The organism is Streptomyces sp. NPDC054866, from assembly GCF_053610745.1.
Genome location: NZ_JBSGZA010000001.1, coordinates 951,853 through 971,310 on the forward strand (window position 1 = coordinate 951,853; position 19,458 = coordinate 971,310).

The 19,458-nt window shown below is 70.7% G+C and carries 13 protein-coding genes; 7 read left to right on the forward strand and 6 right to left on the reverse strand.

Features of this window, described 5'->3' with window-relative positions; all coding sequences use genetic code 11:
• Positions 1 to 9 precede the first annotated feature (9 nt).
• Entirely contained in the window at positions 10 to 2,217 is a 2,208-nt protein-coding gene (locus ACWGI2_RS04040) for an OmpL47-type beta-barrel domain-containing protein (RefSeq protein ID WP_453693683.1), read from the reverse strand.
• On the reverse strand, positions 2,214 to 4,628 hold the full coding sequence (locus tag ACWGI2_RS04045) for a ThuA domain-containing protein (protein ID WP_453694652.1): 2,415 nt from the start codon (positions 4,626 to 4,628) through the stop codon (positions 2,214 to 2,216). The genes ACWGI2_RS04040 and ACWGI2_RS04045 overlap by 4 nt, the downstream gene beginning before the upstream one ends.
• 344 nt (positions 4,629 to 4,972) lie before the next feature.
• Between ACWGI2_RS04045 and ACWGI2_RS04050 the strand changes: the two genes are divergently transcribed.
• Positions 4,973 to 6,004, forward strand: a complete 1,032-nt coding sequence (locus ACWGI2_RS04050; protein WP_453394559.1) for a multicopper oxidase domain-containing protein — start codon at positions 4,973 to 4,975, stop codon at positions 6,002 to 6,004.
• Here the strand turns inward: ACWGI2_RS04050 and ACWGI2_RS04055 are convergent.
• A complete protein-coding gene (locus ACWGI2_RS04055) occupies positions 6,001 to 6,201 on the reverse strand; it encodes a hypothetical protein (protein WP_453694695.1) in 201 nt (66 codons plus the stop codon). The two genes, ACWGI2_RS04050 and ACWGI2_RS04055, sit on opposite strands and share 4 nt — an antisense overlap.
• Positions 6,165 to 7,133, reverse strand: a complete 969-nt coding sequence (locus ACWGI2_RS04060; protein WP_453693685.1) for a hypothetical protein — start codon at positions 7,131 to 7,133, stop codon at positions 6,165 to 6,167. Before ACWGI2_RS04060 ends, ACWGI2_RS04055 begins: the two co-directional genes overlap by 37 nt.
• A 149-nt stretch (positions 7,134 to 7,282) precedes the next feature.
• Between ACWGI2_RS04060 and ACWGI2_RS04065 the strand changes: the two genes are divergently transcribed.
• From ACWGI2_RS04065 to ACWGI2_RS04075, 3 genes are all read left to right on the forward strand, one after another.
• On the forward strand, positions 7,283 to 8,893 hold the full coding sequence (locus tag ACWGI2_RS04065; RefSeq protein WP_453694653.1) for a GMC family oxidoreductase: 1,611 nt from the start codon (positions 7,283 to 7,285) through the stop codon (positions 8,891 to 8,893).
• Positions 8,894 to 8,977: 84 nt separating this feature from the next.
• Complete coding sequence (locus ACWGI2_RS04070) at positions 8,978 to 9,997, forward strand: LacI family DNA-binding transcriptional regulator (RefSeq protein WP_453394562.1); 1,020 nt, start codon at positions 8,978 to 8,980, stop codon at positions 9,995 to 9,997.
• 444 nt (positions 9,998 to 10,441) lie between these two features.
• Positions 10,442 to 10,687 carry a chaplin gene (locus tag ACWGI2_RS04075; protein ID WP_453394563.1) on the forward strand — a complete coding sequence of 82 codons (246 nt, stop codon included), beginning with the start codon at positions 10,442 to 10,444 and terminating at the stop codon, positions 10,685 to 10,687.
• Between the two features lie 114 nt (positions 10,688 to 10,801).
• Here the strand turns inward: ACWGI2_RS04075 and ACWGI2_RS04080 are convergent, their stop codons facing one another.
• Complete coding sequence (locus ACWGI2_RS04080) at positions 10,802 to 12,028, reverse strand: glycoside hydrolase family 64 protein (protein WP_453693687.1); 1,227 nt, start codon at positions 12,026 to 12,028, stop codon at positions 10,802 to 10,804.
• A gap of 244 nt (positions 12,029 to 12,272) precedes the next feature.
• Here ACWGI2_RS04080 and ACWGI2_RS04085 point away from each other — a divergent pair, with 244 nt between their 5' ends.
• Together ACWGI2_RS04085 and ACWGI2_RS04090 are read left to right on the forward strand one after the other, a co-directional pair.
• Entirely contained in the window at positions 12,273 to 13,067 is a 795-nt protein-coding gene (locus tag ACWGI2_RS04085; protein ID WP_453693689.1) for a VOC family protein, read from the forward strand.
• Between the two features lie 145 nt (positions 13,068 to 13,212).
• On the forward strand, positions 13,213 to 13,452 hold the full coding sequence (locus tag ACWGI2_RS04090) for a WhiB family transcriptional regulator (protein ID WP_160508634.1): 240 nt from the start codon (positions 13,213 to 13,215) through the stop codon (positions 13,450 to 13,452).
• Between the two features lie 15 nt (positions 13,453 to 13,467).
• Here the strand turns inward: ACWGI2_RS04090 and ACWGI2_RS04095 are convergent, their stop codons facing one another.
• Complete coding sequence (locus ACWGI2_RS04095) at positions 13,468 to 15,948, reverse strand: hypothetical protein (RefSeq protein WP_453693691.1); 2,481 nt, start codon at positions 15,946 to 15,948, stop codon at positions 13,468 to 13,470.
• A 126-nt stretch (positions 15,949 to 16,074) separates the two neighbouring features.
• On the opposite strand from ACWGI2_RS04095, the gene ACWGI2_RS04100 reads away from it, so the two are divergent.
• Positions 16,075 to 19,422, forward strand: coding sequence for a hypothetical protein (locus ACWGI2_RS04100; protein ID WP_453693693.1), 3,348 nt, complete (start codon positions 16,075 to 16,077; stop codon positions 19,420 to 19,422).
• The last annotated feature ends 36 nt before the right edge of the window (positions 19,423 to 19,458 follow it).

Here is a 19,458-nt window from a genome sequence, read left to right on the forward strand (position 1 = left end):
AGCCGGTTACTACAGTTCCTTGATCCTGATGTCCCGGTACGAGATCACGTCCGTGACCCCGTGGACCTGAAGCCCCACGTAGCCGGACGAGTACCGCCGTCCGTCCGTGCCCGGGTCGTCGCCACGCGGCGGCGTGAAGTCCTGGCCGCCCGTGTTGTCGAACTCGTTGATCAGGACGCCGTTGCGGTAGATCGAGTAATGCTGGTCCACCACCTTGATCTCGTAGTCGTTCCACGTGCCCTTCGGGGTGACCCCGGCGCCGCCGAGACCCACCCGGTCGAAGCCGTAGATCGACCCCGTCTTGTACATGTCGCCGTCAGGACGGTCGAGCACCTGCACCTCGTGCCCGTACTTGATGGCGACCCACTCCGGACGCGACTCCTCCGGGTGGTCGTGGACCTGCGGGAAGCGCACGAAGACCCCGCCGTTGGCATTGCCGTTGCCCGGCGCGTCGTCCCGCCACTGGAGCTTCAGCGAGAAGTCGCCGTACTTGCGCTGCGGGAACCACAGCATGCCCATGCCCTGGACGGTGGTGCTGCTGGTGATCGAACCGTCGGGGTTCAGACCGAACTTGCCGCCGCCGACCTGCTCCCACTTGTCCAGGGAGTCCTGGGTACCGTCGAAGATCTTGCGGTAGCCCTCGGTCTGGCCCGGTTTGCCGATGCCGGACTGCTTGGCGGCGCGGTTGATCTTGTTGTACTCGCGCTGGTCGATCTCACCGGTCCTCAGGAGCTTGTCCGTGACGCTCTTGACGTGCTTGAGGAACAGCGCGTGGGACGTCCACTCCTTCTCGTCCTCGATCATCTCGTTGATGCGGCAGCGGTTGTTGGTGACCCGGTTCGGGATGCCCGTGTCGACCGTGCCCACGAAGACCGTCAACCGCTCGTCGAACTCCGGGCAGTTGGGGGCCGGGACCCCGCCGCCCTCCGCGACGGTGAAGGAGACGTCCTTGGCCGCCGAGGTGTTGCCCGCCTTGTCGCTCGCGCGGTACGCCACCGTGTGCCGGCCCACGCGGTCGACGACGACCGGGGCGGCGTACGCGAGATACGGGCCGCCGTCCAGGGAGTACTCGACCTTGTCGACCCCGGAGCCGGCGTCGGTCGCGGTGACCGTCACCTTCGCCTTGCCGACGTACGCGCCGTCCGAGTTCTTGTCGCCCTCGACCTTCGCGCTGGTCTCCGGCGGCGTCTTGTCCTCGACCGGCGGCGTGACCACGGTGAACTCGACGGCCTTCTCCGCCGCCTGGTTCCCCGCCTTGTCGGACGCGCGGTAACGGATCTTGTGCGCGCCCGCCGAGTGGACCATGACCGGAGCGGTGTACGCCGTCCACGCGCCGCGGTCACCGACCGCGTACTCGATCTTGTTGACGCCGGAGCCGGTGTCGGACGCCGTCACGGTGACGGTCGCCATCCCGACGTACTCGCCCTTGTCGTTTTTCTCGCCGCTCACCGTGGCCGAGGTCTCCGGTGGCGTCTTGTCGTCGGTCGGCGGCGGGACCACCGTGAAGTCGACGGTCTTCTCCGCCGCCACGTTGCCCGCCTTGTCGCTCGCTCTGTACCGGATCTTGTGGGTGCCGACCTGGTTGACGACCACGGGCGCTGTGTACGGCTGCCAGGCGCCGTCCGCCCCGACCGCGTACTCGGTCTTGTCGACACCCGAACCCGCGTCGGTCGCCGTCACCGAGACGGTGGCCGAACCGACGTACGCACCATCGGAGTTGGTCTGTCCCTCGACCTTCGCGGAGGTCTCGGGGGCCGTGGTGTCCTCGCCGCCGCCCTCGGTCACCACGAGGATGCCCTGCATCGCCCCGTGGCCGGGGATGGTGCAGTGGTAGCGGTAGCGGCCGGGTGTGAGGGTGACCTCCGCCGTGTGCTTGCCGCCCTGGTCGTCGTTCGGGTTGGCCAGGATGTTCAGCGGTACGTCGTTGTTGTACTCGGGGTCCGAGACGTCGAACGTCAGCGTGTGCGGCATGCCGGTCGTGTTGCCGGTCGCCTCACTGTTCTCGAAGACGATCGTCGTCGCACCCGCGACCGCCGTGGCGGGCGCGGAGAGGTACTTGTCGATGTCGTTGCCCGCGGTCCAGGTCAGGGTCTGAGCAGCCGCCCGGCCCGGGTTGTCGGGCTGGCTCGCCGCCGTGGACGTCAGGCCGAGCACCATCAGGAGCGACGCGAGAAGCGCCGTCCAGAGTCTTCGCTTGCGTACCGCGGGCACAGTCATCCCGCCCTCCTTGCCAGATCCTTGGCGGCCGGCGTGGCCTCGCCGCCCGAGTAAGTGACGCGCCACAGCGCCGACTTGGAGTCCGAGGTGAAGAAGCCGCGGCCGTAGTCGAGGACGTACAGCGAGCCGTCGGGGGCGAACTTCCAGTCCATGAGGTTCTTGATGCCGTCGTTGCCGATCGGGATGATCTTCTTCAGGGATTCGGCGTGCACCGGAAGGCCGCCGCTGCCGACCGTCTTCGGGTCGGTGAGGACCGCGTGCCGGGGCTGGTCGCCGTCGTAGAAGTCACCGACGAACCACTTGCCGTCCCAGTACGAAGGCCACTTGTCCGCACTGGTGTTGGCCGCGTCGAAGCGGTAGACCGGGCCGTTCATCGTGGCCTGGCCGCCGCCCTTGAGCCACGGTAGGAGAATCTTCTGCTCCTCCGTCTTGTAGCTCGGGACGCCGTTCGCGTCGCGTGGGTAGTCGACGCCGCCGCCCTGCGGCGAGTACCAGATGTTGTTGGGCTCGGCGGGCGGGATGTTCACCAGGCCGTCGTTGTTGGGCGACTCGTTCTTGAGGTTCTTGCAGTCGTACCAGCCGAGCGGCTTCGTCGGGTCCGGCAGATTGCGGTCGCGGTAGGGCTGGTTGTTGCCCATGCAGTACGGCCAGCCGCGGTTGGAGGCGTGGGTGATCGCGGCGAAGGTGTCGTACTTCGCGGGACCCCACGTCGTCGACGGCTGACCGGCATCGGGACCGACCCAGCCCGCGTACAGCGTGTCGGTCTTCTTGTCGATGGAGATGCGCGCCGGGTTCCTGACGCCCATCACATAGATCTCGCCGCGCGTCTTGCCGCCGCCCTCGTCCGGCTCCTTGCCGGTGAAGAGGTTGCCCTCGGGGAGCGTGTACGTCCCGTCGGCCTCCGGGTGGATGCGCAGGATCTTGCCGTTGAGGTTGTTGGTGTTGCCCGCCGTGCGGCGTGCGTCGGCGAAGGACACGCCCTTGAAGTTGGGCTGCGGGTTGTTGCCCGAGTAACCGGAGCTGAAGCCCGATGAGTTGTTGTCACCGGTCGCGATGTAGAGATTGCCCTTGGAGTCCCAGGCCATCCCGCCGCCCGAGTGGCAGCAACTGTAAATCTGAACGGGCCACTTGAGCAGAACCTTCTCGCTCGCGAGGTCCAGCTTGTTCGTGGCCTGGTCGAGGGTGAAGCGGGAGACATAGCGCTCGGCCATGTGCGTATCGCGGTTGATCTTCGAGTGGGGTGTGTAGTGCAGATACACCCACCCGTTCTCCGCGAACTTCGGGTCCAACTCGATGCCGAGCAGGCCCTCTTCGACCTTGATCAGCTCGTCGCCGCCGCCCTTGTTGCCGAAGACGGTGAGTGCTCCCGCGAGGGTCACCTTCTTGGTCTTGGGGTCGTAGACGTGGATCTCGCCCTTGCCTTTGCCGATGTCCGGGTTGTTCCAGTCGGTGACGACCGGCTGCGAGGAGTCCGCGCCGCCGCGCCCGATGTAGAAGACCCGTCCGTCGGGCGCGGTGACCAGGCCGTGCGGCTCGCCGATCTGGTCGTTCTGGCCCGGCTGGTTGGCCTGGGTCAGGCGCTGCGCCTTGTAGTTGGCGTTGATGGTCGCCTTGCAGTCGGCGCGCGCGATGCGGGTCGTCCACAGCAGTGCGCCGCGCAGGTGCTGGCGGAAGTCCGTCTCGTCGTACGAGGCCGCCGTGCCGCCCATCCCGGTGTAGAAGGAGCGTCCGCCGTCGTAGTCACGGCACCAGGAGACCGGGTGGTCGGCGCCGTTCTTGCTCTCGCCCGGCTGGTACGTCGACTCGCGCACGCGGGCCACGGTGTGGACCTCGCCGGTCGGGTTCTTGGTCCAGTTCAGCCACTGGTCGGGGCGCTTCCACTGGAGGGGCAGGTCCTTGGTGGCCGGATTCTCCCGGTCGCCGACCTCGACGGTGGCGCGCTGCACGTTCGTCGGGCTGGATTCGGCCGGGCGCGCGCCGATCAGGCCGGTGAACCACGATGAGTACGGCTCGGCACGGGCCGCGTCATGGATGCCGAGGAAACCGCCGCCCGCCTCCATGTAGGCCTCGAGGCCCGCCTCCTGCTCGGGGTCGAGGACGTCGCCGCCGCCGGTCAGGAAGGCGATCGCGTTGAACTTGCCGAGCTTGGCCTCGTTCGTGAAGACCGCGGGGTCGTCGGTCGCCTCGATCCTGAACCGCTGGGCGGCCGGGCCGGATTGGCCGATCTTCTCGATGGCCTCGATGCCGGCGTTCACGACCGGTGACTCGTCGCCGCCCGCCGCCGAGCCGTGGAAGACGAGCACGCGCACGTTCGCCTGGCCGGGCGGCGACGGCAGGGACATCGTTGTCAACGGTGGTTCGGGATAGGGCCGCGCGGTGGCGGCCTGCGTGGAGAGCGCGCCGGTGACCATGGCCCCGGAGAGCAGGGCGGCGGCCCAGGCTCGGCGCGAGCCGACCCGGTTCCGGTCGTGGTTCTTGTGCTGGCGGTTCGGTCTGCGTCTGACTCTGCTCAACCCTCGTACAGCCAAGGGCTCTTGATGCGGTGTGAGCCGCATGAGTACACCCACCCCTCGTCGGTCACAGCAACAGGCGCGGATGAAGCTAGACCTCTTTTTGCCACTCGCCAAGGGATACGACCGGAATTCCGCGAACTTTGTCCTGCGTGTGGATAAACGAAGATCCCCCCGATACCGTGTGGCCGTCTCGGGGGCCACCTGCGCCCCGTCAGTCTCCGTACCGCAGTGGGGAGTTCGGCATGGACCGACGGAGCTTCAACCGGCGGATGCTCGTGGGCGGCGTGGCCGCGACGGCCGGGGTGACATCGTTGTCGCTCGCTGCCGCGCCCGAGGCGAGCACGGCCGAAGGGCCGAAAACCGCTCCCGCGGGCGGCGAGGTGCGCCGCATCAAGATGTACGCCGAGAAGCTCCCGGACGGGCAGATGGGCTACGGCCTGGAGAAGGGCAAGGCGTCGATCCCCGGCCCGCTCATCGAGCTGAACGAGGGCGACACCCTGCACATCGAGTTCGAGAACACCATGGACGTCGACGCCAGCCTGCACGTCCACGGCATGGACTACGAGATATCCAGCGACGGCACCAGACACACCACGAGCCACGTCGAGCCGGGCGGCAAACGGACCTACACCTGGCGCACGCACGCGCCGGGCCGCCGCAAGGACGGCACGTGGCGCCCAGGGACCGCGGGCTACTGGCACTACCACGACCACGTGGTCGGCACGGATCACGGAACGGGTGGCGTGCGCAAAGGGCTCTACGGCGCGCTGATCGTGCGCCGCAAGGGCGACCTGCTGCCGGACAAGACGTTCACGATCGTCTTCAACGACATGACGATCAACAACAAGGCGGGTCACGACAGCCCCAACTTCGAGGCCACGGTGGGTGATCGGGTCGAGTTCGTCTCGATCACGCACGGCGAGTACTACCACACGTTCCACGTCCACGGTCACCGCTGGGCGGACAACCGCACCGGCCTGCTCACCGGCCCCGACGACCCGAGCCAGATTCTCGACGACAAGATCACCGGCCCGGGGGACTCGTTCGGCTTCCAGGTCATCGCGGGGGAGGGGGTGGGGGCGGGCGCCTGGATGTACCACTGCCATGTGCAGAGCCACTCCGACATGGGGATGGCGGGGCTCTTCCTGGTGAAGAAGGCGGACGGGACGATCCCGGACTACGAGCCGCATCATGCCTCGGCCGCGAAGAAGTCCGGCGGGTCGGGGGACTCCGATGAGTCCAAGGCGGGTGCGTCCGGGCACGATCACGGCTAGAGGCCGCGCAAGGCCTCGATGTCGCGCAAGGCCTCGATGAGGTCGGCGAGCAGCTCGGCCCGGTCTGCGGCGGTCAGGAACTCCACGTTCGGGCGGGCCGAGTCGGGGCTCGTGGCGCCGGGGCGCGTGGCGCCACGCACCCCGGACCGCCCAGCCCGCGTCACGTGCCGCACGTGCTGATGTCGAGGACGGTCCATGCCGTGCACGGATCCTCCTGTACGTAGATCCGCGGGCCACGGCTGACGGTCCTGCGCTGCCCGAGCGGGTCTCCGTCGGGTCCGACGAGCCGCCCGGAGACGTACGGCCGGACCTCCTCGTGCCGGAGCTCGGCGTCCACGAGCCGGTCGTGCTCGTCGCCGTATCCGCCGAAGAAGGTCGCCTGACCCTTGTGCACGGCCAGCGCATGCGACCCGGCCAGGTCGTTCGCGCGTTGCCGGACCGCGCGGCCCGGGCGGACCTCCAGGAGGGAGAAGTCACCGTAGGCGCAGACCCAGACGGCTTCGTCTGTCACGTTGAGGGCGTAGCAGTCGTAGATCTCGCTCGTGCCCTTCGACGCCTCGTACGTCCACAGCGGTTCGCCGTTCGCGTTCCAGCACCGGAGGCCCGGCTGGCTGAGCTCGTCGTCGCCGAACACCCCTTCGTCGAAGTAGCCGACCCAGAGCCGGCCCGCCCGGTCGGCCAGGAGATGCTCGACGGCGTCCCCGACGCGGAAGGCCCATGACTCACGCCCGAGCGCGTCGAAGATCTGCACGTGCTGCTCGGAGTTGCGGCTGCGCGCGTCCGCCACGACGAAACCACCGTCGGGCAGCGCGTCGACCTTCGGGAAGCGTGCTCGCACCGCGCTGAGTTCCGTGGTGTGGTCGCGCCCGTCGGTGTCGACGGTGACGAGCACCGCGTCGTACGGCTTCATCGCGCCACGTCCGGCGCCCGGTTCGCGCGTGGTGAGCAGCCAGTGGGCCTGCCCGAAGGCGTCGATGGTGCTGTGTGCGATGTGGCGGTCGTGAAAGCGGCGGGGCAGCCGTGCGTACGGGGTGAGCGGCGTCTCCTGCGTGCCGGGCCGCGGGCCCGTTCGAGCGCGCTCCGAGGCCTGCCGGGTGCCGTGCTCGGGGTCGCCCTTTCTGGTCGTCATGTGGAGATCGTGTAGGACAGGCCGATCCTCGCGCCATCCCTTTACCCAGAGGTCCACGATGGGTGTACTCCTTGTACGCCTCATCCATGCGCCACACCCGAACGTCCCCTGTGCCCTACCTCCGTGAACTGCCATTCAAGGGAGTCGAGTTGAGCAAGGACAGCGTGTACGACTACGTCATCGTCGGTGCCGGTTCCGCGGGATGTGTTCTCGCCGCACGGCTCTCCGAGGACCCCAAGGTGCGGGTGGCGCTCGTCGAGTCGGGGCCGCGCGACCGCAAGCCTGAGATCCGTATCCCGGCGGCCTTCCCGAAGCTGTTCAAGACGCCCTACGACTGGGACTACTCCACCGCGAAGCAGTCCGCGCTCGACGGCCGCGAACTGTACTGGCCGCGCGGCCACATGCTGGGCGGCTCGTCCTCGATGAACGCCATGATGTGGGTGCGCGGCCACCGCGACGACTACGACGCCTGGGGCGAGGCCGCGGGGCCCGAGTGGTCCTACGACGCGCTCGAACCGTACTTCCGGCGCGCGGAGCGGTGGACTGGCGGGGCCGGCGGGCGGCCCGGCGGTGCGGGCGCGGGTAGCGTGTACGGGAGTGAAGGGCCGCTCTGGATATCTCCGCCGCGTGCCCTCAACCCGACCACCGGCGCGTTCCTCGACGCCTGCCGCGAGGCGGGCCTGCGCGAGCTGACGGAACTGAACGAGCCCGACCACAGCGGCTTCGCGCTCACTCCGGTCAACCAGCGCCGCGGGCGCAGGTGGAGCGCCGCCGACGGCTATCTGAAACCGGCCAGGCGGCGCCGCAATCTGGACGTCCTGACCGACGCGCGGGTCCGCAGGCTGGAGTTCGATGGGACGCGCGTGGCCGGCGTCATCGCCGACGGGGTCCCCGGGAAGCTGATCGCGCGCCGCGAGGTGATCCTCAGCGCGGGCTCCATCGGCTCGCCCCAGCTCCTTCAGGCCTCCGGCGTCGGCGATCCGGCCGACCTCGCGAAGGTGGGCATCGAACCACGTATCGAGTCCCCGGGCGTGGGCCGCCACCTCCAGGACCATCTCGCCTACGCGATCACCATGCGCTGCCCGGAGCCCGTCACGCTGACCGGCGCGGACTCCCTCGCCAACGTCGGCCGCTTCCTGCTCGGCGGGCGCGGGCCGCTCACGTCGAACGTCGCCGAGGCCGTCGCCTTCATCAAGACGAGGCCCGAACTCGCGGCTCCCGACATCGAGTTGATCTACGCACCCGTTCCCTTCATCAACCACGGCCTGACCCCGCCCACCGAACACGGCATCACGATCGGCGTGGTGCTGCTCCAGCCGGAGAGCGAGGGCCGGATCAAGCCGAGGGGACCGGGAGTCGGCTCCGCGCCCCTCATCGACCCCGGTTATCTGACGGCGGAGGCAGACATCCGCACACTCGTCGCCGGAGTGCGCCGTGCGGAGGAACTCCTCGCGGGGCCTGCCCTCGCCCCGTACACATCGGGGCCCCTGGCGCCGCATCCGGGCACGGTCGACGACGCGACGTTAGCCCGGACGATCCGCGGGGCGTCCGAGACGCTCTACCACCCGGTCGGCACCTGCCGCATGGGCAGCGACGAGGCCTCCGTCACCGATCCGACGCTGCGGGTGCGGGGGGTGACGGCGCTGCGGGTGGTGGACGCCTCGGTCATGCCGCGGATCACGCGCGGCCACACGCACGCCCCCACGGTGGCGCTCGCGGAGAAGGCGGCCGAGCTGATCAGGGCGGACGCGCGGAGGTGAGGCGGGTGGGGGGTATCTCCCGCTCCCGCCCGCCGGTCGTATCCTGACCGGCGCACACCAGCCAGCCGCCCCCGAGGAGCCCACGTGACCGAGCCGCCGAGCGCTGCCCCGCGCCCCACCCTGGAGGCCGTGGCCGCACGGGCCGGAGTCTCACGGGCCACGGTGTCCCGCGTCGTCAACGGCGACGCGGGCGTACGCGAGGTGCTCGCCGAGAAGGTCAGGCAGGCGGTCGACGAGCTCGGCTACGTGCCGAACCGCGCCGCCCGCAGTCTGGTGACCCGCCGCCACGACGCGGTCGCCGTGGTGATCGCCGAGCCGGAGACACGGGTGTTCGCGGACCCCTTCTTCGCGCTTCAACTGCGTGGCATCAGCAAGGAGTTGACATCACGAGACGTCCAGTTGGTGCTGCTGCTCACGGAGGGGCGGGACGACCACGAGCGGGTCGGCCGCTATCTGGCGGGCGGCCATGTGGACGGCGCCCTCGTCTTCTCCCTGCACCTGGACGATCCGCTGCCCGGCATCATCCAGGGCGCGGGGGTGCCGACGGTCTTCGGCGGCCGTCCGGGGTGGCCGGAGGGGACGGCGACGTCTCCGTACGTCGACTGCGACAACCGCGGCGGCGCGAGGGAGGCGGTCCGCCACCTCGTCTCGCTGGGCCGCACGCGGATCGCGCACATCACCGGCGCGCTCGACCAGACGTCGGCGGTGGACCGCCTCGACGGCTTCCGTGACGTCCTGCCGGAGGCGGGGGAGAGGTTCGTCGCGCACGGAGACTTCACCCCGGCGGGCGGCGAGCGGGCGATGCGCGAGCTCCTGGACCGCGTCCCTGACGTGGACGCGGTCTTCGCCGCCAACGACCTGACGGCGTCGGGCGCGCTCCGGGTGCTCCGGGAGCGGGGGAAGCGGGTGCCGGAGGACGTCGCGGTGGTGGGCTTCGACGACATGCTGGCGGTAGCCGAACAGGTGGACCCACCGCTGACGACGGTGCGCCAGGACATCGAGGAGATGGGCCGCCTGATGGCCCGAATGCTACTGGCCGGCGGCGAGCTGCCGACGGAGAGCGTGGTACTGCCGACGGAGCTGGTGCGGAGGGGGTCGGCGTAGGCGACTCACCCCTGGGAGCCGGAGACCCGCCGGCCGCGCCGGGCTGCCGCACCGGGCCGCTGGGGGCCGACCTGCTGGGGGGAGTGGCCGGGTGGTGGTTGTTGCGGGTGGGGTCTCGTGCGCTGCGTGCGGGGTGTCGTGCTGCGGGCTGCTGCGCCAGGCACCGCATCGCGCCCTCAGGACGGCTCCGGCGTGCCGTCCCCCCGTCCCGGTGCTCCCGCTCCGGCCTCTCCCTCTTTCCCGTGGGCCGGGGTCGCTCCTGCGGGCTGCCCCGTCCCAGGGGGCCGCTCCCGGATCCCGCCCCGCCCCGCCGCCCGGGGCCCAGGGCCTCCCTCGTCCCACGAACGGGTGCCCTCGTTCCCCCGCACGGTCCACTCGCGTTTTTGTCGTACCGCCGTCGGGTGAGGCTCGTTCCAGCACTTCCACTCATCCGGAGGTAACACCATGCGCAAGTGCGCGATCCTGGCAGCAGCGGCGTTCGCCGCGGTCACCGTCATCGGCGGGGCCGGTTCCGCCGTCGCCGCCGACCCCGGCCCCGGCGCCTACGCCGAGGGCGCGGCCAAGAACTCGCCGGGCGTCCTCAGCGGCAACGTCCTCCAGGTTCCGGTCGACGTCCCGATCAACGCGTGCGGCAATTCCCTGAACGTCGTCGGCCTCCTCAACCCGGCCGCCAACAACAACTGCAAGTAGGCCTCAGGACCGGCGGGCGAGGCCTGCCGTACGGCACACCGCACACTGCCCCGTCGCGACCAGCGCGCGACGGGGCGGCGTACGTGTGCGGGGGCCCGCTGGGGGCCGTCGGCGTCAGGAGCCGACGCTCACCGTGAAACGGCGCGGGTTTCCGTCGTGTGCCGCGCCGGACACGTCAGGCTCGCCGTCCGGTCGGACGTCGTCGTACGGAAACGCGTAGCCGATGGGCGAGTTCGCGTGCACAACACGGGCCCAGTGGTTGGTCACGTCACCCTTGTAGTAGTCCCCGGCGCCCGCACCGTTCGGCTGTTCCGCGTGCGTCAGCATGATGCTCCGGTTGAACCCCGCCGCGAGCCTCGCCAGCAGGCCCTTCTTGTCGTCGGAGTCCCCGGGGTTGTTGGTGAAGGGGCCGTGGTTGCAGGTGAAGATGTCCTTCGACGTCGGCTTCGGGAACGTGTGCCCGCCGTTGAACGTCAGCGTGTCGCCACTCACCCGCCCCGTGAACACGCCCCGGCCGCCCTGGAGATCGATCTTCAGGTCCGTGCTCCGGTACTTCTCCCACGTCTCGTCGATGTAGTTGTTCCACACGTCCCTGAACGGCATTTGGTCAGGGCGGTCGAAGTATGGCGCCATAAGATTCTGCGGCGAGATCACCCGGAGCACGTCTCCGCCCTCGGCGCGGATCACCAGATCACCCCAGGGCTGCCCGTCCTTCTCCTCCTGGGCGACGAGGTCGGCGGCTATCTTGTCGACGGCGCCGTCCGGCAGCGGGGCCACCGTGTGCGTGGCGTCGCCCTCCAGGGTCAGGCCGATGGGCAGGGCCGTGACGAGGTCTACGTAGCTGATGTTGGCGTACAACTGCGTGCTGTTGAAGGTGAATTCGCAGAACGACCAGGTGCGCCCGTAGTTGGGGTCCTCTTTGGTCGCGAAGGCCGGCTCGACCAGCGAAGGGCCCGGGTTCAGGAAGAAGTCCAGCTTGTCGTCCCGTACGAAGTAGACGCGGGCGCCGAACATTTGAGGCAGCGTCAGAACCTTGGGCGCCGATCCCGCCGCGCCGAGCGGGATCGCGCAGTCGACCGGCAGTGGCGTCTGCGGGGCCGACGGCGAATCGGGGCGGTAGACGCCCCCGTCCGGCTTCAGCAGGACCCAGCGGTCGGTGCCCTGCTCGTGTCCGGTGACGTAGGCCCGTACGTCGCCGGGCAACGACTTGTTCTGGAGGGCGAGTTCACAGGTCGCGGGCGCCGCCTTGGCGCCGGGGCTGAGGGCGCTTCCCCAGACGGGATAGGTGAGGGCTCCGGCGGCTCCGGCGGCAGTGGACAGGAACACTCGACGCGAAATCACGGAAGGTCTCCCGGGATGTGTGTGTGGGGGGATGTGGGTGTGGTGGGGGGGTGTCGTGCGGCCGTGGGGGGTGGTGGCCGCGTGGTGCGACCACTGTCGCGGCGCCGAATTCGACCGTCAAGAGTTGTGACTGAGAGCGCTCTCAGAATCTTGTTTCCTTCACAAGATGGCAGCACGCACGCACTGTCAGTGCCGGGTGTCAGACTCGGAATGACGGAAGAGAGATACGACAAAGGAGTCGATCATGCTCAATACCCGTTATGTCGCGGGCGCCCCGACGTGGGTCGACCTCGGCACTCCGGATCTGGAAGCCGCCCATGCCTTCTACCGCGCCCTCTTCGGATGGGAGTTCCAGTCGGGCGGCGCGGAGTTCGGTGGATACGGCATGTATCAGGCGGACGGGAAGACCGTGGCCGGTGCCGTGACCGTCCCCGCCGACCAGGCGCCTCCGGCCTGGACGATCTACTTCAAGACGACGGACGCCGACGCGACGGTCAAGGCGGTCGAGCAGGCAGGCGGCAGCACGGTGTACGAGGCCATGGACGTCGGCGACCTCGGCCGCATGGCGGTCCTGACCGACGCCCAGGGCGTGGGCTTCGCCGTGTGGCAGCCGGGCACGAACAAGGGCCTCGACCTGGTGGACGCACCGAACAGCCTGTGCTGGGCCGAGCTCTACACCCCGGACATCAAGGCGGCCCAGGAGTTCTATGGCTCCGTGTTCGGCTGGGGCTCCACGACCCAGGCCTTCGAGGGCGGTTCGTACACGATGGTGCACCCCGCGGGCGGCACCGAGAACGACATGTTCGCCGGCCTGTGGCCGCTGTCCGACGCCCCGGAGGAAGCCGAGGCCGGGCCGTACTGGACTCCGTACTTCCAGGTGACCGACATCGACGCCGTCCTCGCCAAGGTCGAGCCGTCCGGGGGCGCGGTGCGGGTGGCGCGCATGGACCTCGCGGGCGTCGGCAGCTTCGCCAAGCTCGCCGACCCTTCCGGGGCGCGGTTCGCGCTGATGCAGCCGGAGCCGCCGAGCGCGGGCTGACAGCTGCCAGCCGCCAGCTGAGAGTCGTCCCCGCACGTTTCGCCACGTTCCTCACGGGCAAGCAGAAGAAGCCTGAAACAAGGCACGTCACGGCGTTGATCGTTCGTTGATCCCTTGTTTCGGGCGCCCTGCCAGCATCGGCGGCATGCAGATCGACATGACAGCCGAGCCTGAACTCGCCTGGCAGGAGCAGGCCCTGTGCGCCCAGACAGGATCCGAGTTCTTCTTCCCCGAACCGGGCAGCTCGGTGCGCGAGGCCAAGTACATCTGCCAGCTCTGCGAGATGCGCCCCGCGTGTCTCGAGTACGCCCTGGCCCACGACGAGCGGTTCGGCGTCTGGGGCGGCCTCTCGGAGAAGGAGCGGCTCAGCCTCAGACGCACGTGAACCCTCGCGCTCTCCTCAGGCGTAGGTGACCGTGAACCTCCTCGTCCCGGCCGGAACGTGCACGTCGTCCCCCGTCACCGTCAGGTCGCGGCCGTCCGCCGTCGCCGCCCGCACCGGGCCGAACCGGCACGGATAGACGTACCGCACCCGCTCCGGCGCCCGCGTGATGTCCACGGTCACCTTCCGCCCGCCCGCGTCATGGGTGAGCCGGTAGCCGAAAGGCGTGCCGAACAGGTTCGGGGCGTCGTCGACGGCCACCGTCGCGCCGTCCGGCACCCAGTGGGGGCGTATGCCCGGAGCGATGTAGAGGTGCGGGTCGCGGTCCTCGTCGGCCTCGAAGAAGAGGATGTCGCGGATCAGGAGCAGATACTCCGCCGCCGCCCAGCCGTGCGGGATGTCCCCCATGTACCAGTGGCGTGAGGGGACTTCGCGGTAGTCGGAGGCGATCGGGAAGGCGTGCTGCTCGTTCCACGCGCCGAGCGCCACCGCCCGCTCCTCGGTCCGCGGCAGCGACGCGCCCACGATCCAGCCGAGCAGCGCGTCCATCCGCTCGGTGTCGCCGGCCAGCAGATAGGCGTGCGCCAACTGGGTCGTGAGATAGGGGCCGTAGGTGTTCCAGGCCGCCTCGTGCCGGTAGCCGCCGGTCACGAAGTGCTCGTACATCGTGTCGAGCGTCCAGCGGGCCGCCCGGTCGATGTCCTCGCCCAGCTTGCTGCCCATGTGCAGCCGCAGCGGGTGGAAGAAGGCCGCCGTGCCGATCATCGTCGAGTCGAGCCTGCCGACGTCGGCGGGGCCGGTCGGGATGTACGTCTCCCAGGCGCCGCGCCTGCGCTGCTCCTCAAGGACCCAGCGCACCGAGGCGGCTGTGGCCCGCTTCAAGTCGTCGAAGGCGCCCCAGAGTTCGGGCACGTCGGGGGTGCCGAGCCGCTCCGCGAGGCGCGCGGCCTCGTAGAGACCGGCGATGCCCCACAGGTCGTCCCAGTAGTGCGGCTTGTCGCGCTCCCCGACGTGCTCGGCGCTCCAGCCGCTGTGCAGCAGGCCGTACTGGTCGCGGTTGTCCCGCAGCCACCGGGCGGCGTCGATGACGTACGGCGTGTAGAGCTTCGCGCCGAGCGCGGTGGACCGGCCGTGGGTCCGGTCGAAGCGGCCGATCGCCCACAGCGCCTGGCCGTTGCTGTCCCACTCGCGGTCGTCCTTCTCGTGCGGCCCGCCGTAGAAGCCGTACTCGGCGCACGGTCCGACGCGCCCCGAGCCGCGGTTGAACTTCAGCGGGTAGTGCGTGCCCAACTGGTGCTCGGCCAGGGCCGCGTCGCCGACCAGTGAGCACGCCGTGGCCTCGACGGAGGAGTCACGGATCCAGAAGGAGTCGTACACCGTCGGGCCCGGATGGATCTCGCCGTGGTCGGAGAGGATCAGGAGCTGCGAACGGCACTGACGGAACTGGTCGGACAAATGCGCGACAGGCTGAGGCAGTTGGGGCTGCACGCCCTGCTCGATCAGCTTGCCCGTCCAGAACACACGGTTGGCCTCCTCCAGTTCCGCGGCAGGAGCAGCCTTGATCTCCGCCAGATCGGCCGCCCCGCTGTAGAGGTCGACGGGAAGCCGTACGTCGAGCTCGAACAGCTCGTCGTCCGCGACCCGGTAGGGCCAGGCGAACGCCGCGCTGCACAGACCCGCGATCTGGTCCTGCGCCTGGAGGGCGCCGTTCAGCTTGCCGCCCGTGACGAGGTCGTGGAACGGGTTGCGGGTCAGATAGGAGTCCGGGTCGTACGTGAAGTCCGGGTTGCCGTACGCGCCGTACTGCTCGGGAGGCGTGTCGAACACCGGGCCCCAGCCGGTGTTGGTCTCCACCCGCCCCTCGTCGGGCAGATGACGCAGGAACGTCAGGCGCCGGTCGGTGATCTGGCGGCCATTGCGGTCGTGCCGCTGGAAGCCGCTCGGCCCCGCGGGCATGACGGCCGCGCACAGCCAGCCGTCGCGCGGCTGCCCGGTCGCGCTGCCCACGGTCAGGCGGGTCACGACGAGGTCCCGCTGCCGCGCTCCGACGGCCGTCCCGAAGGTCCGCTGCACGAACTCGGTGCCGTCAGCGGTGCGGAACGTCGTCAGGACCACCGGCAGATGGGGCGCCTCCATGCGCTGGCCGAGGGTCCCGGCGTCCGTCAGCTGCGGCAGGTGGACGGCGCCGGTCGACGGCGAGTAGAGGAAGAAGGACAGGCAGTACTTGTCGTAGACCGGCTCGATCTCGCCCGCCTGCCCGATCAGGGACTCCTGACGGTGGTCCTTGACGCCCACCATGTGCCAGTAGCGGTACAGGGCGTTGGAGGCGAAGGCGGCCTCCTTGGATTCGTACGTTCCTGAGTCGAAGTCGTCGTTCCAGCGCCGGAAGGCCGCCTGCGCCCACCAGGGCACGGGATAGGGCACCTGAGCCCGTCCCGCCCAGCCGCGCCACATGACCTCGTAGAACATCCACTCATGGGTCTGTGCCATCTGTGGCATGGGTTCCACCCCCGCTGCCCACCGTTGCACCGGGGCGGGCGGCCGTAAATCCGTTCGGCACGGCGAGCCTTGTGTGGTTACGCAATTCGCTGTCCCCGGGCCACTCCCGCCAGGCAGAATCCGCGCATGGCACAGCCCGACAAGACCGCCGCCCGCTATCTGCTCTCCGACCTCGACCCCCTGGCGTACCCGCGACGGCTGCGGGAGATCGCCGAGAGTGCCCGGGACTTCGCGGGGCGCGGCGCGCTGCGGTCCGTCCTTGAAGAGCTGGAGAGCGGCGGCCCGTACGAGCGCGGGGTCGCCATCCTGCTGGCCTGCGCCGGCAGGGACGCCGAGTGGACCGGGGCGCGGCTCGCCGACCCCGACCCCTTCGTGCGGGGGCACGCGCTGCGGGCGGCGGAGAGCCATGGGGTGCCGGACGCGGCGTTCGAGGCAGCGCTCGGCGACGCTTCCGAGGCGGTGCGGCGGCAGTTGCTGCGGGCGATCGTCGCCGGGGGCCGCACAGCGCTTGCCGATCGCCTCATCGGCCCGCTGCGGCAACAGTGGGGTGACGCCGAGGCGGCCAGGCTGCTGCCCGGCTGCTCGGGCCCCGTGGTGGAGGGGCTGCTGCCGGGGCTCTTCCATGCCGTACGGGGGTGGCAGCCCTTGGCGAAGCGGCACGCGGGTGTGCTGCTCGATGTCGCGGCACGCGAGCTCGCAGCGCTGCCCGACGCGCTGCGGGACACGTGGTGGCAGCGGTACGCGGCGGGGATCGCCGCCGTTACGGACGCGGAGCCGGTGCGGGTGCTCGACCTGCTGGAACGGTTCTCTCCCAGCGCCTTCCCGCTCCAACTCCGCTCGCATCTAGGCGTATTGGCTGACTCTGCGCCGGGGCGCGTCCTCACGATCCTGTCCGGGACCTGGGGGTGGCCGCTGCGCCGCAGTGGCGCGCTCACCTCCTCCGTGCTGCACAAGCTCGCCCGCTCGGGCGCTCCCGAACTCCTCACCTACGCCCGCACCGTCGCCGACGACTCCGACGACCTCGCCCGGCTGATGCGCGCCCACGCGCCCGCCGAGCGCGCCGCCGTCCACGCGCGTGCCGTGGAAGGCCGCGGCGCGGGGTCCGCCACCGTCGACGGGGTCATCCTCGGCGCGCTGCCCCGCAGTGCCGTCGCCGAAGAGGCGCGGCGGATGGCCGGGCGGGCCAAGGAGCAGGGCGCGCACTGGAGTTCCGTGCTGCTCGCCGAGTCCTTCCTGCCCTGCGCCGAGGTGCGCGACCGGCTGGTGGCAGCGACCCGGCGCCCCGCCGCCGATGACCGCGCCGTGGCGTGGCCGCTGCTCGTCCGCAATGCCGCACGGTCCGGCGAGAGGGCCCAAGTCACCGCCGTACTGGAAGAGATGACCCGGCTCGCGAACGAGCAGGATCCGGTACGGGCCGTGGCCCTGACCGCGCTCGCCGAGACCCGGCCCGCCCTCTTCGGAGCCGACGCCGAACCGTTCCTCGACCGGATCTCCGCCGACGCCGTCGCGGCCCGCGACTCCTCGCACGCCACCCGCGGCAGCCTCAGCCGCCTGGCCGTTGCCGTACTGCGCGAACACGCGGCGTGCGGGCAGCGGGAGTTGGTGAACTGGGCGCTGCGCACCCTCGTCCGGATCTCCGGCAACACCGGCGGCGCCGACCTCGGCCGCCTCGACCGCACCCTGCGCCGCGGCCAGGAGCACGACGTCTTCGATGCGCTGCGACCCTGGATCGAGGCGGGCGCGGAGAAGGCCGACTACAGCCTCGCCTTCGCGCTGGCCCGCGCGGTCGGCCGACGCGCCGCCGGGATGAGGGAGCTGCAGGAACTCCTGTGGCAGGCCATCCGGTTCGGCAGCAACGCGACGGTGTCGAGGGCGATCGACCTGTGGCTCGAACCGCCCGCGACCCGCGATGAACGCGTCGCCCGCGTCCTGGCACAGGATCCGTCGACGGGCGTGCTCGCCCCGGTCCGCTCCGTGCTGTGCGCCCGCCGCACGGACCTGCTCGACCAACTCCTGACCGGCACACCGCCGTACGGGCGGTTCCTGACCAAGGGCGCGGCCTGGAGCCTACCGGCTTACGCCCACCAGATCCGCCGCTGGCTCCCACGGCAACAGGAGGCTCTGGCACGGCAGTTGGAGCATGCCGCCGGTGACGCGGGCCTTCCGCAGTGGGACCGCGCCGCGGCGATCGCACGCGGCGCGGCCATTCCCGGCGCGGGGGAGGAGCTCGTCCGCCGCTGGACCGGATCACCCGACGTCGTGCTCGCGGAGGCGGCCATCGGCGCCCTCGCGCACACCTCGCGGCCCGGGGACACGCTGCCCGAACTGCTCGCGCACGCGGGCGGTGAGCGGGCCCGGGTCGCGGTGTACGCGGCGACGCGGGCGTCACGTCATGTCGCGCCGTCCCGGCTCGCGGCGCAGTTGCGGGAGGTCCTGTGCGGGCCCGGCAAGAAGGTGACGAGCCGCAAGGAGGCCGCGCGTCTCGCCGCCGTACGGCTGCCCGCGCCCGAGGCGGCGTCGTTGCTCGGCGATGCCTACGAGGCGCCGGACGCCCACCGCGACGTACGGGCGGCGTGTGTCGCCTTCGCGGGCGGGCTGCTCGGTGAGGAACGGGTGTGGGGGCTGCTGAGGGACGCAGCCGGGGGCGAGGCGGTGCTGCGGACGGCGGTGCTGCGGGTGCGGCCGCTCGACCTGGCGGAGGGGCACCGGGAGCGGTACGCGCGCCTCGTGCGCGAGGCGGTCGGCACCGATGACGACGAGGCGGCGGCGCTCGCGCTCACCGCCCTCGCGCGGTGGGCACCGTGGTCGCCGGACGCGGCTTCGGTCCTCGCGGAGGCGGTCGCGGACCTCGACCGGCGTTCCACGTGGCAGGTGGCCGCGCGGGGGCTCGTGACGGCGGCGGCGACCGCTCCCCGTGGCGGCGAGGCGTTGTGCGGCGCCCTCGTGGCCCTCGCGGGTTCCGACGCGCCTGTGCCCCCGGACCGGGATCTGCCCGCACGGCGGCGGATCGAGTACGTGGCGGCGACGCTGGCGGGCGGGGGCGAGGCGTACCGGGCCGCGGCTCTCCGCGCGGGAGAGCTGCTCGCCGGGTACGGGGATTTCGTGCCGCAGGCCGCCGGGGTGCTTGCCTGGGCGGTCGCGCTGGACGCCGGGGCCGCGGAGGTGGCGGCCCAGTTGTCGCGGCTGGCCCGGCTGCACGAGGGGCGGCCCGCGCTGGCCGTGCGGACGGCGTCGACGTTGGGCTCGCGCCTGGCCGAGGCGGAGGGGGAGAGCGCCCTGCTGCTGCCCGTGGCCCGCCGCCTGGCGGAGGACGGCAGCCCCGCGTCCGGCCTCTTCGCCGTGGCGGCGGTGGAATCGCTCGGGGAGCGGGTTGGCTGGCCGGCGGCCTGGCGGGATCTGCTGGGATCCCTGCGGGGTCACGGCGTCCCGGACGTACGGGACGCGGCGCTGACTGTGGCGGCGACGTACGAGTGACTGCGGGGCAATCGGGTGGGTGGGCGGGAAAGTCTC